Here is an 11,271-nt window from a genome sequence, read left to right on the forward strand (position 1 = left end):
GGTGGGCGCCTGCTCGCAGGATCCCGCGCCCGGTGCGGCCTAGGCTTGTCGAATGGCCGATTGGAAGTACCCGGTGCGCCGCGCGCGCACGAGCGATGTCCCCTTCATCCAGGAGCTCAGCGAGCCGCTCGTGAACGAGCGCATCCTCCTGGGCAAGGACCGCGTGGTGCTCTACGGCGCCGTGCAGGAGTTCCGCATCGCCGAGGACGGGCACGGGACGGCGATCGGCTGCGGTGCGCTCCATGTGATGTGGGACGACATCGCGGAGGTGCGCACCCTCGCGGTCGCGCAGGACTGGCTCGGGAGGGGCGTGGGCCACCACATCCTGGAGCGCCTCGAGAACGACGCGCGCGAGCTCGGCCTGAAGCGCCTGTTCTGCCTCACCTTCGAGGTCGACTTCTTCGCCCGCCACGGCTTCGAGCCGATCGGCGAGAAGGTCGTCGACCCCGAGGTCTACGCCGAGCTGCTCCGCTCTCCCGACGAGGGAGTCGCCGAGTTCCTCGACCTCGCCCGGGTGAAGCCGAACACGCTCGGCAACACCCGCATGCTGAAGACGCTCTGACCGCCGCCACGTCGTAGCCTGTCCCGGTGACTCCGCCGCCCCGCCGCCTGCCCTCCCGGGTCTACCGGCGACGCCGCGCCGGAGTGCTGCTCGCGCTGGTCGTCATCGTCGCGGGCCTGGCGGTGGTGCTGTCGCTGCTCCCGCGGATGACCGGCTCCGACGCCGCGTCGAGCCCCACGCCGACCGTCGTGCTGCCGACGCTCTACCCGACCACCTCGCCCGGTGCGACGCCCGGCGCCGCACCCGCCTGCACGGCCGACTCCGTCGCCGTCACCGCGGTCACGGACGCCACGAGCTACGCGCCCGGCGAGGATCCGCAGCTCTCGCTCTCGCTGGCCAACATCTCGAGCACCGACTGCGTGATCGACGCGGGCACGAGCAAGCAGGTCTTCACGATCACGAGCGGCTCCGAGCAGATCTGGACCTCCACGGACTGCCAGACCGGCGCGGCCGATCTGCCGGTGCTCCTCCAGGCGGGCCGCTCGGTGATGGGCAGCGCGCTGACGTGGGACCGCACTCGCTCCTCCGCCGACACCTGCTCCGGCGGACGCGAGGCGGTCGAGGCGGGCGGCGCCGCCTACAACCTGTCGGTGTCGGTCGCCGGCATCCCCTCGGGCTCGCCCACGCAGTTCCTGCTCCAGTAGTCCGCCCGGGGGACGTGCCGGGCGTGCGTCGGCGCGTAGCATCGCAGGCATGTGGGGGCTGCTCGGCACGATCCTGTCCGCCTCGACCGGCCGGGCGGGGGTGGTCGCGCGGCGCGCGGCGGCCGTGGCCCTCGCGGTCCCGCTGCTGGTCGGCGGAGCGGCGGCGCAGGCCGTGGCGGCTCCGCACCCTGTCGCGGCTCCGCAGCCCGTCGCGGGTGTCGTGCGCGCGGACGTGGACGGCTTCCGGTTCTCGGAGTACTCGGCCGACTTCCGTCTCGACCGCGACGAGGAGGGCCGCTCGACGCTGACCACTGTCGAGACCTTCGTCGCCGAGTTCCCGCCGTCGCAGAACCGCGGCATGCAGCGCGCGATCCCGCTCGACTACGAGGGGCACCCGACCGACGTCGACCTGGTGTCCGTCACCGACGGCGACGGGGAGGCGCGGCCGGTCGACACCGAGCGCGAGGACGGCTTCCTCCTGGTCACCAGCGCGGCGGACGAGTTCGTCAGCGGCAGCCAGACCTACGTCTTCACCTACACGCAGCACAACACGACCCTGCCTGGATCCGGCACGCGCAGCGGCGAGGACGAGTTCTACTGGGACGTCAACGGCACGGGCTGGCGCCAGTCCTTCGACCGCTACGACGTGCGCGTCGAGCTCGCCGGGTCGCTGGCCTCCGCCGCGACGGGGACCGTCAGCTGCTACCGGGGACCGGAGGGCTCGACGACGCCCTGTCCCATCGGCCGCGACGGCGCGGTCGTCACGGCATCGGGGGAGTCGTTGGCTCCGGGGGAGAACGTGACCGTGGCGATCGGCTTCGCTCCCGGGACCTTCACGCCGCGCGACGACCGCTACCTCGCCTCCGGCTGGTCCTGGGTGCAGCTGGGCGGCCTCGCCGCGGTCCTGATCGGCCTCGCGCTCGCCGTGCACCGCCGCCGGACCGTGCTCCGCGACGCTCCCGGCCGCCCGACCGTCGTCGCCGAGTACGACCCGCCCGCGGAGGGGCTGTTCCTCTCCGCCGCGCTGCTGCGGAAGACGTCGAAGGCCCCCGCGGCCGGACTCCTGGACGCCGCCGTCCGTGGTCTCGTGCGCATCGAGGAGACGGGGGAGGGGCGGAAGCAGGAGTACGCCGTGCGGGTGCTCGACCCTGCGACGACGCCGACGCGACGCGCGGGACGCCCGCGGCCCCTCGCGTCCGACGACCGCGAGTTCCTCGACATCGCCCTCGGCCGGGCGCCGGGGACGGTGCGTGAGCTCTCCGGCAAGGACAAGGAGTTCGGCAAGGCCGTCGGACAGTTCCGGACCGCGCTGGGCAACCGGGTGACCGAGGCGGGACTGAAGAAGGCCGGGACGATCGGCGGCAGCGTGCTCGTGATCGTCCCGCTGCTGCTGGGTGTCATGGCCGCCTTCCTGGGCGCGATCCTCCTGATGACCGGCTCCTTCGGCGGAGCGCTTCCGCTCGTGCTGATGCTCGTCGCGATCGTTGCGGCCGTCGTCGGGACGATCCTGGTCTCGAGGGTGCCGCTGACGGCCGCGGGCGCGGAGCTGCGCGACCATCTGCGCGGGCTCGAGCTGTACATCCGCCTGGCCGAGGCCGACCGGATCGCGATGCTGCAGTCGCCCCGCGGGGCGGATCGGCGCACGGTCGGACCGGTCGAGGTGGTCGAGGTGACGGAGCGCCTGCTGCCGTGGGCCGTGCTCTTCGGTCTCGAGAAGGAGTGGTCGGCGGAGCTCGCGTCGGCCTACGAGCGCACCGGCGAGGAGCCGGTCTGGTACTCCGGACCGAACGGCTTCCACGCGGCGGCCTTCGCCGGCAGCGTGTCCTCGTTCTCGTCGTCGACGTCGAGCTACGTCGGATCCTCGTCGAGCTCGTCGAGCGGCGGCGGCGGGGGCGGCGTCTAGGGGCAGGCTGCGACGGGCGGCCGCGGCGGAGCGGACGCGTGCGGTGGTCGCGCGGAGCTGTCGGGTAGTGCCCATGGAGCCCGTGTTCGCCTCCGGTGGCGATCCTCGACCATGCGGTGGACGGGGGCACCCGCGGCTCCGAGCGATGGACGGGTGCCTGTGCAGCATGCCGGGGACGCGGCCGTCAGTGCGCGGGGACCCGCTCCGGACGGATGCGCTCGGGAACGGGGACGAGCGCGTGGGTGATCGCGCTCGAGAGGGTGAAGGCGCTGGAGTCGAGGTGCGAGGAGTGCCCGAGTCGTGTCGCTTCGGAGGCGCGCTGCTTCGCTCCGGAGGCGGGCCGGATGTCTCCCGAGAGGCTGATCTCGCCGAACGCGGCGATCCCGGGCCGCAGCGGCGTGTAGGCGTGCGCGGACGCGATGGCGACCGCGATCGCCAGGTCCGCCGCCGGCTCCATGAGCTTCACGCCCCCGACGGTCGACACATAGACGTCGCAGCGCCGCAGGGGGATGCCCGCCTGGCGCTCGAGGACCGCGAGGATCATCGCGACCCGGGACGCGTCGACTCCGTTCGTGACGCGGCGGGGGTGCTCGCCGTCGTTCGCGATCACGAGCGCCTGGATCTCGACGGGGAGCGCGCGGCGTCCCTCCATCGCGACCGTGACGCAGATGCCCGGGGTGGGGAAGCGGGTGCGGCTGAGGAACAGACCGCTCGGGTCGGGGATCTCGGCGATGCCCTCGGCGGTCATCTCGAAGCAGCCGACCTCGTCCGTCGGGCCGAAGCGATTCTTGAGCGAGCGGACGAAGCGCAGCGCCGTCTGCCGGTCGCCCTCGAAGTGGCAGACCACGTCGACCAGGTGCTCGAGCAGGCGCGGCCCCGCGATGGAGCCGTCCTTCGTGACGTGTCCGACGAGCACGAGGGGGAGCGCCCGCTCCTTGCAGACGCGGATGAGGGTCGCGGCGACCTCGCGGACCTGGCTGGGACCGCCGGGCAGGCCGTCGACGGTGTCGCTCGCGACCGTCTGCACCGAGTCGACGATGAGCAGGTCCGGTCGGACCTCGTCGATCTGGCCGAGCACGGTGGCGAGGTCGGTCTCGGCCGCGAGGAAGAGGCTGTCGTGCATCGCGCCGGTGCGCTCGGCCCGCATGCGCACCTGCGCGGCCGACTCCTCCGCGCTGACGTAGAGGACCCGCTGGCCCTCGGCCGCGGCGCGGCTCGCGACCTCGAGCAGGAGGGTCGACTTGCCCACGCCGGGCTCGCCCGAGAGCAGCACGACCGCACCGGAGACGATCCCGCCGCCGAGCACGCGGTCGAGCTCGCCCACGCCGGTGGGGCGGTGCGCCGCCGACGTGGTCTCGATCTCGGTGATGGGCCGCGCGATGCGGCCGGCGGCCGGAGCCACAGCGGCGACCGCGCGGACGAGGCCGGTGCGCTCGGTGCTCTCGATCACGGAGCCCCACTGCTGGCACTCGCCGCAGCGGCCCACCCACTTCGCGGTCGTCCACCCGCACTCCGAGCAGCGGTACGGGGCGGTGCGCGTCTTCGAGGAGGCCATGAGGTCCTTTCGGGGCGGAGGAGGGGGACGAGCGCGACGCTACGGGGGACCCCCGACACCGCCGCTCGTTCGAACGTGTCTTCGACAGTACCGTCGACCACCGACGCCGGGAGCGGGGCGCGCCAGGCCGGGGGAGAGGTCGCGTGGAAGCCGTCTGTGGAGGAGCGTCGTCGCGGAGGGGCGGAGGCGGAGGATCGCGCCTCGGAAGACGACTCCCGAGCGCCGCTCCGTCGGCGTCGGACGTCTGCGGGAGACTGGGGGACATGCCCTCGACAGTGCACGTCCTCAAGTCCGGCCGCCCGCTCGGAGTCAGCTGGTCCGGCCCCGAGGGCGCCGAGCGGGTCGTCGTCCTGGCGCATCCCGCTCCCGGCTCCTCGGACCTCGACCCCGACCCGGAGGCGACCGCGCGCCACGGGGTGCGCCTGCTCTCGTTCGACCGCCCGGGCTACGGCGCCTCCTCCCTTCTGACCGACCTCGACCCCGCCGGAGCGGGCGTCGGAGCCAGCCCCGAGCAGGCCGCCGCCGACATCGCGGAGTACCTCGCGACCGTCGGCATCGCCTCCGTCAGCGTCGCCGGCTGGTCGGCGGGAGGCCGCGTGGCCCTCGCGCTCGCCGCGAACTACCCCGGCCTCGTGGAGCGCGTCGCCGTGATCGGCACGCCCGCTCCCGACGACGCCGTGCCGTGGGTCGGCGACGAGAACCGTGCCGAGCTCGCGCGCCTGGCCGAGCTTCCGCTCGACGAGGCCGTCCGCTCGCTCACCCGCACGCTCGAGGGCGCCTTCGGCCCGGCCCCCGCCCCGGACGCCCTGCTCGGGATGCTCGGCTCCGGCGACGCCGACACGGCGGTGCTCGAGACCCCCGGAGTCCGCGAGCGCCTCTCGCGCATGCTCGAGCGCGCCGTCGCCCAGGGCGCCCTCGGCATGGCCGCCGACCTCATCAGCTACGGCGTGCAGGAGTGGGGCTTCGCCGTCGAGTCCGCCGAGCCGCCCGCGCTCCTCCTCTACGGCGCCGAGGACGCGGTCGCCGGCCGCCGCCACGCCGAGTGGTACGCCGCACGGCTGCCCGACTCCCGCCTCGAGGTCGTGCCCGGCCGCGGCCACCTGCTCGCGATCCCGGAGTGGGACCGCGTGCTCGGCTTCCTCCTCCCCGCCTGACGGCGGCCCGTCCGCTCGATTGGCGCGACTTCCGGCCGTCGCGTACACTCGACCCCGGTACCGTGTCCGAGCGGCCGAAGGAGCATGTCTCGAAAACATGTGTGGGCTTGCGTCCACCGTGGGTTCAAATCCCACCGGTACCGCCAACGAGAAGGCCCCCCGCTTCCACGGAAGCAGGGGGCCTTCGTCGTTCCCGGCGTCGTGCGGCGGTCGCGACGTGCGGGTCAGCCGGTGTGGAGCAGCCAGGAGCGGCCGGCGCGCAGGGCCCGGTACAGGCGCCTGATCGCGTGGTCGGCCTCGGCCGAGCCGACGTCCGAGAAGGAGCCCGCCCCGCCCCAGAGCCCGAGCGCGTCGGCGGCCGCCGCCCGGACGTCTCGGCGGGTCGTCGCTCCGGCGAACAGCTCGTCGAGCCGGTCCGCGACGCGGGCCCGCGCGCCGTCCTGCTGCGACCGTGCGACGTCGCGCACCTCGGCGACGGCCGCCGTGATCTCGGCGAGCACAGCGGGGATCGTGCGGTCCATCCTCCTGAGCCTAGGAGCGGGAGCGCGAGCGCTGCGAGGCGGCGTGGGTCAGGAGCGTCGCCACGACTCCGACGAGCACGCCCAGCGCGGTCTCGAGCGCCCGGTCGCGCAGCAGCACGAGCTCGTCGACGGGATGCGCGAGCTCGACCATGAGGATCGCGAGCGGAGTGACGAAGGCGAGGGTCAGGCCGTAGTTGCGGCCGACGACGAGCTCGGCGGTCATCTGGAGGAGCACCACCACCACGATCACGGCGAGCGGGGAGAGCGGCAGGGCCAGGAGCGCGGCCGCGATCAGCACTCCGACGATCGTGCCCAGCATCCGGTGTCCCGCGCGCACGAGCCGGGCGCCGGCGTCCGCTCCTGAGACGGCTGCGACGGCGGAGACCATCGCCCAGTAGGGGTGGCCCAGGCCCGTCGCGGTCGAGACGGTGCCCGCCACCAGGACGACGGTCCCGAAGCGGAGCAGGGCGGCGCGCGTCGCCGGACGGGCCGCCGCCGCGCGGAACGAGGTGCGCCACGGCGTCGGGGCGAGGCGGCGTGCGCGGGGGAGCGCGACACCGCTCAGGCCGACGACGAGCGAGAAGGCGGCGGAGCCCGCGGCGAGAGCGACGGCGAGCGGGATCCGCGAGGGCTCGGACGGGACGGACGCGCACGCCGTGACGGCGAACACCGGGAACAGCGGGCCGGGCGGATGCCAGTGCAGGGCGTCGCTGAGGTAGGCGGCCGCGACGGTCACGGCGACCACGACGGGGATGATCAGCCAGTCGCGGTGAGGAGAGAGGGAGACGACGGTGCCGAGGGTCACGGTGGTGACGAGGAACGCGGCTGCCGACAGCTGCATCAGCAGGCGCGGCCGGTGCGTGTGCTGGCGTCCGTAGAGGGCCGTGAAGGCGCCGAAGGTCGCATAGAGGGCGAGATCGGTGCGGCCGAGCGCCCAGAGGACGAGCAGCGGGACGGCGATCGAGACGCCGGCGCGCAGGGCGACGCGATGGGCGCCGGCGTGCGGGCCGAAGGCGAGGAGCTCGCGGGGGTGGGGCAGAACGGGGGTGGCGGCCATCGGGTCCTCTGATCGGGGTCCGAGCGGCGGCGGCCGGAGAAGTGTTTCACGGGTGAAGCAGATATACTTTACGTGTGAATCAGTCTGAAAGCCAGCCGGGCGACGCGGTCGACGAGATCAGGGCGGGCTGGGCGGTGCTGCGGCCCGAACTCGACACCTCCGCCGTCGACGTCGTCGGGCGGCTGATCCGCGCCTCCGCGCTGATCGTCCGGGCTACGGAGGAGCTGCTCGCCGCCCACGGGCTGACCCGCGGCGAGTTCGACGTGCTCTCCACGCTGCGTCGCGCCGGCGCTCCGCAGTCGCCGACGACCCTCCGGACGATCGCCCTCGCCTCCGCTCCCGCGATCACCAAGCGCGTGCACTCGCTGGAGCGTCGGGGCCTGGTACGGCGCGCCGCGAACCCGGCGGACGGGCGCGGCTCGCTCATCACGCTGACTCGCGAGGGGGAGGAGCTGGTCGACCGGGCCTTCCCCGAGGTGCTCGACGCCGAGCGGGCGCTGCTCTCGGGGGTGCCCGCCGATCTGCGGGCGGAGGCGTCGCGCTCGCTCCGCGCGGTGCTCGCGAGCGTCGAGGCCGCCGCGAGTCGGTGACCCGCGTGGTGACTGCGAGGCGGCGGGCGCTCGCTACCGTGGTCCCATGCGCCTGACCTCGAGCTTCACCGTGCCGACGCGGCCGCCGGTGCTGCAGCTGGTCAAGACGGCGGCGGCCACGGTCGTCACCTGGCTCCTCGCCGGCGTCGTCTTCCCGGGGACGCTGCCCGTCTTCGGCGCGATCGCCGCGCTCCTCGTCGTCGCGCCGAGCATCAACCAGTCGTTCTCCAAGGCCCTCGAGCGCTCGGTCGGCGTCATCATCGGCGTGATCGTCGGATCCGTGATCGGCACGGTGCTCGGCGGCGAGAGCATCATCGTTCTCCTCGCGATCGTGGCCGCGATCGCCGTCGGGTGGGCCGTGCGCCTGACCCCCGCCTCCGCGGTGCAGATCCCGATCAGCGCGATGCTCGTGCTCTCGGTGGGCGCGGTCACGCCGAACTACGCGCTCGACCGCATCCTCGAGACCCTGCTGGGCGCGGCGGTGGGAGTCGTCATCAACGTGCTCATCGTCCCTCCGGTCGTGCTGGCACCGGCCGAGCGGGCGATCGGAGATCTCACCGCTCAGCTCGCCGCTGCCCTCGACGACCTCGGCGACGCCCTCCAGGCCCCCGTCCCGCGACGCCGGCTCGACGAGCTGCTCATCAACGCCCGGCTGCTGCAGACCATGCAGAGCAAGGCGGAGGAGGCGATCGCGACCGGCGAGGAGTCCCTCCGCCTCAACCCGCGCCGCTCCGCCCACCGCGACCGGCTGCTGGCCCTCGACTCCGTCGTCCCGCGGCTGGGGCGCATCGTGACCCGGGTCCGCGGCATGACGCGGACCGTGCACGACCTCTACGACGACGAGCTCGTCGGGGAGCCGACGATCGCCGACATCGCCGTCCAGCTGCACCGGGCCGCCCACGATCTGCGGCTCCTCGTGCAGTCCTCGGTCGACGTTCCCGAGCCGGAGGCGATCACCGACGAGCTGCCCGCTCTCACCGCGCCGCTCGTGATCGCGACTCCGCATCCGCAGCACTGGATCCTGCTGGGGGCGCTCGCCGAGGACCTGCGGCGCATCCGCGAGGAGATCGTCGGCGCGGAGTCCTGACGGGCGGGCGCCGAGTGGCGTCGGCGGGAGGGCTGCTCTCGCGAGCGCTCGGCGTCTCACGCCGCGCGACATGCGGCTCGTGGTGGCCTGCGGTGGTCAGCCGTCCTGCTCGCCGTCCTTCCTCGGTCCGCCGCCCTCGACGAGCTCGCCGTCGCCCGGGTCGGCAGCGACCTGGTGCAGTGCCTCGGGATCGCTCGCCTCGGCGTGGAGGGTCTTGCCCTCGGCGATGAGGGAGTCGTCGTCCACGAGGATCCCGGCCAGCTCGGTGATGCGTCCCCGGAGAGCGCCGATCGGGTCCTCGGTGGGCGCGTCCTCCTCGGAGTGGTCGACCTCCGAGTCGGGGTAGCGGCGGAGGGCGGCCTCGTCCCGGTCGGGCTGCGGCGCCCGCGCGTGCTCGACGCAGAGGCGGGCGACCTCCTCCGCGTGCGCGTGCATCACGGAGTGGGAGGCGTCGGGGATCTCCCAGGCCCGCGCGTGCGGCATCGACCGGGCGATCTCCTCCGCCCACTCGCGCGGCACGAGCCGGTCGAACTCGCCGCGGATGACGAGGGCGGACGCGCGGATCCGGGGGACGGTCTCCTCGATCCGGTAGTGCATCATCTCGGGCAGCACGCGGGAGAACCAGCGCGGTCCGCAGAGGAGGTAGGCGCCCGCGGCGAGGATCGCGACCTTGAGGGGCTCGCGGACGCTCGACTGGGCGAAGCGGAGCGCGGCGGTCGGGAGGCGGCGCTCGTGCCGGTTCATCACGGGTCCGAGCAGGACGATGGTGGTCAGCTCCGGACGGCGGGCGGCGAGCTCGGCCACCACCTGCGTCCCCATCGAGTGGCCGAGGACGACGGGATCGTCGAGGCCGAGCTCGTCGATGACCGCGCCGACCAGCTCGGCGTAGTCGCCGATGTCCATGCGCCGCGCGTCGATCGGGTGCGGCACGCCGCCGAACCCCGGCAGATCGAGGGCGTGCACCGGACCGAACTCGTTGAGCGCGGGCGCGAGGCGCTCGAAGTACGTGGCCGCGACTCCGATCCCCGGCACGAGGACGAACGTGCGCTCGCCGTCGCGCCCCACCGTGCTCACCCGCGCCCAGACGTCGCGATGGTGCACGCGCTGGACCGAGACGTCGGTGCTGCGGGTGCGGCGGTGAGGATCCCGCCCCCGGGAGCGCGTGGTCGCGAAGACGTCGCGGACTCCGCGCCGGAGAGTCGTGGCGAGAGTGGGGAGGAGGTCGCTCGGGCGGAGCACGGGGCCTCCTTCGATCGGGGGAGTCGGTCGCTGCGAGCCTAGGCGCTCGCCGCCGGGCTCAGATCAGCATGTCGTCCGACCTGTGGAGGATCAGACGGGCCGGCCCGGTGTGGAGGACGCCGTTCGTCAGAGGAGCGGTCCGGACGCCGCCGCGCCTCCGCATCGCCCGGAACGCCCCGGGGGCGAGCACGACGTCCATCCAGGCGCAGGGGTTCGCTGGTCGTCCGCCCTGGAACTCGATCCGCTCCCCGCCCTGCTCGATCGCGAACGTGCGGCCGGCGAGCGCATCGACGTCGGCGCCGCGGACGATGATGTTGCGGCGGGTGTCGGCGGGGTCGAAGGGCCCTGCGCCGAGCTCGGCGGCGATGTGCTCGAGGGTCTCGACCGCGAAGAGCGTGATCGCCGCGGGGCGGTGCGCGCGCTGGGCGAAGAAGCGGTCGCCGACGATGCCGAGGCCTGCGCGGATCTCGATCCGCTCGGGCTGCTCGTTGCCCTCGGACGGCACCGGGCCATCGGCGGGGCGGCCCTCGTAGCGGTGCAGCGGAGAGACGACGAAGCCCACGAGCTCGATCGCGGCGGCCTCCATGAGCCCACGGTACGCCGTGAGGGGGAGCAACGGCGTCCGCCCGTCGGAGGCTCTGCGAGGCGCTCCGGGACACCGCGACGGAGCCTGGGTTCTCGTGGCCGCGGCGGCGTCCCGAGAGGGAGCCGTCTGCGCCGCCGCCGCCGATTCGCGGAGGGGGCTCCCGGCATGTATAGTCGTACCTCGTTGCGTGCGCCTCTGGCCCACGCGATGGACTGCGCCCGTAGCTCAACGGATAGAGCATCTGACTACGGATCAGAAGGTTGGGGGTTCGAATCCCTCCGGGCGCACTCTGGTTGAGACAGAGCAGAACGGCCCGCTTCGGCGGGCCGTTCTCGTTTTAACGGTCGCTCGTTCCGGTGGCCGTCGGCGTCGG

Annotated in this window: 11 protein-coding genes and 2 tRNA genes; 8 read left to right on the top strand and 5 right to left on the bottom strand. The window is 73.7% G+C overall.

The features are described 5' to 3' along the window. The first annotated feature begins 52 nt into the window (after window positions 1-52). Genes C5C35_RS01140 through C5C35_RS01150 form a run of 3 tightly spaced genes read left to right on the top strand, consistent with a single transcriptional unit; the run spans window position 53 to window position 3,109 of the window. A complete protein-coding gene (locus C5C35_RS01140; RefSeq protein WP_104224089.1) occupies window positions 53-562 on the top strand; it encodes an amino-acid N-acetyltransferase in 510 nt (169 codons plus the stop codon). Window positions 563-588: 26 nt separating this feature from the next. Then, window positions 589-1,206 carry a hypothetical protein gene (locus C5C35_RS01145; RefSeq protein WP_104226002.1) on the top strand — a complete coding sequence of 206 codons (618 nt, stop codon included), beginning with the start codon at window positions 589-591 and terminating at the stop codon, window positions 1,204-1,206. A 49-nt stretch (window positions 1,207-1,255) separates the two neighbouring features. Beyond that, complete coding sequence (locus tag C5C35_RS01150; RefSeq protein WP_104262350.1) at window positions 1,256-3,109, top strand: DUF2207 domain-containing protein; 1,854 nt, start codon at window positions 1,256-1,258, stop codon at window positions 3,107-3,109. A 184-nt stretch (window positions 3,110-3,293) separates the two neighbouring features. On the opposite strand, the gene radA is transcribed toward C5C35_RS01150, so the two are convergent. Continuing rightward, a complete protein-coding gene (radA, locus tag C5C35_RS01155; RefSeq protein WP_104239282.1) occupies window positions 3,294-4,664 on the bottom strand; it encodes a DNA repair protein RadA in 1,371 nt (456 codons plus the stop codon). 263 nt (window positions 4,665-4,927) lie between these two features. On the opposite strand from radA, the gene C5C35_RS01160 reads away from it, so the two are divergent. Both C5C35_RS01160 and C5C35_RS01165 read left to right on the top strand, forming a co-directional pair. After that, window positions 4,928-5,818: an alpha/beta fold hydrolase gene (locus C5C35_RS01160; protein WP_104262351.1), complete on the top strand. Its 891-nt coding sequence runs from the start codon at window positions 4,928-4,930 to the stop codon at window positions 5,816-5,818. A gap of 56 nt (window positions 5,819-5,874) precedes the next feature. Next, window positions 5,875-5,964: transfer RNA gene (locus C5C35_RS01165), tRNA-Ser, on the top strand. 78 nt (window positions 5,965-6,042) lie between these two features. Here C5C35_RS01165 and C5C35_RS01170 read toward each other — a convergent pair. Further along, window positions 6,043-6,339 (bottom strand): hypothetical protein, encoded by a 297-nt coding sequence (locus tag C5C35_RS01170; protein ID WP_104262352.1) that lies wholly within the window; start codon window positions 6,337-6,339, stop codon window positions 6,043-6,045. Between the two features lie 10 nt (window positions 6,340-6,349). After that, window positions 6,350-7,396: an FUSC family protein gene (locus C5C35_RS01175; RefSeq protein WP_104262353.1), complete on the bottom strand. Its 1,047-nt coding sequence runs from the start codon at window positions 7,394-7,396 to the stop codon at window positions 6,350-6,352. A 74-nt stretch (window positions 7,397-7,470) separates the two neighbouring features. On the opposite strand from C5C35_RS01175, the gene C5C35_RS01180 reads away from it, so the two are divergent. Further along, on the top strand, window positions 7,471-7,986 hold the full coding sequence (locus tag C5C35_RS01180) for a MarR family winged helix-turn-helix transcriptional regulator (RefSeq protein WP_104262354.1): 516 nt from the start codon (window positions 7,471-7,473) through the stop codon (window positions 7,984-7,986). Between the two features lie 46 nt (window positions 7,987-8,032). Continuing rightward, window positions 8,033-9,073 carry an aromatic acid exporter family protein gene (locus C5C35_RS01185; protein ID WP_104225996.1) on the top strand — a complete coding sequence of 347 codons (1,041 nt, stop codon included), beginning with the start codon at window positions 8,033-8,035 and terminating at the stop codon, window positions 9,071-9,073. A 96-nt stretch (window positions 9,074-9,169) separates the two neighbouring features. Here the strand turns inward: C5C35_RS01185 and C5C35_RS01190 are convergent, their stop codons facing one another. Together C5C35_RS01190 and C5C35_RS01195 are read right to left on the bottom strand one after the other, a co-directional pair. Next, the gene (locus tag C5C35_RS01190) at window positions 9,170-10,312 is read right to left on the bottom strand and encodes an alpha/beta fold hydrolase (RefSeq protein ID WP_181027267.1); all 1,143 of its coding nucleotides are present in this window, start codon (window positions 10,310-10,312) and stop codon (window positions 9,170-9,172) included. A gap of 58 nt (window positions 10,313-10,370) precedes the next feature. Beyond that, window positions 10,371-10,898, bottom strand: a complete 528-nt coding sequence (locus C5C35_RS01195; protein WP_104225994.1) for an MOSC domain-containing protein — start codon at window positions 10,896-10,898, stop codon at window positions 10,371-10,373. Window positions 10,899-11,112: 214 nt separating this feature from the next. On the opposite strand from C5C35_RS01195, the gene C5C35_RS01200 reads away from it, so the two are divergent. After that, a tRNA-Arg gene (locus C5C35_RS01200) sits at window positions 11,113-11,185 on the top strand. The last annotated feature ends 86 nt before the right edge of the window (window positions 11,186-11,271 follow it).

The organism is Rathayibacter sp. AY1F8, from assembly GCF_002932165.1.
GTDB lineage: Bacteria > Actinomycetota > Actinomycetes > Actinomycetales > Microbacteriaceae > Rathayibacter.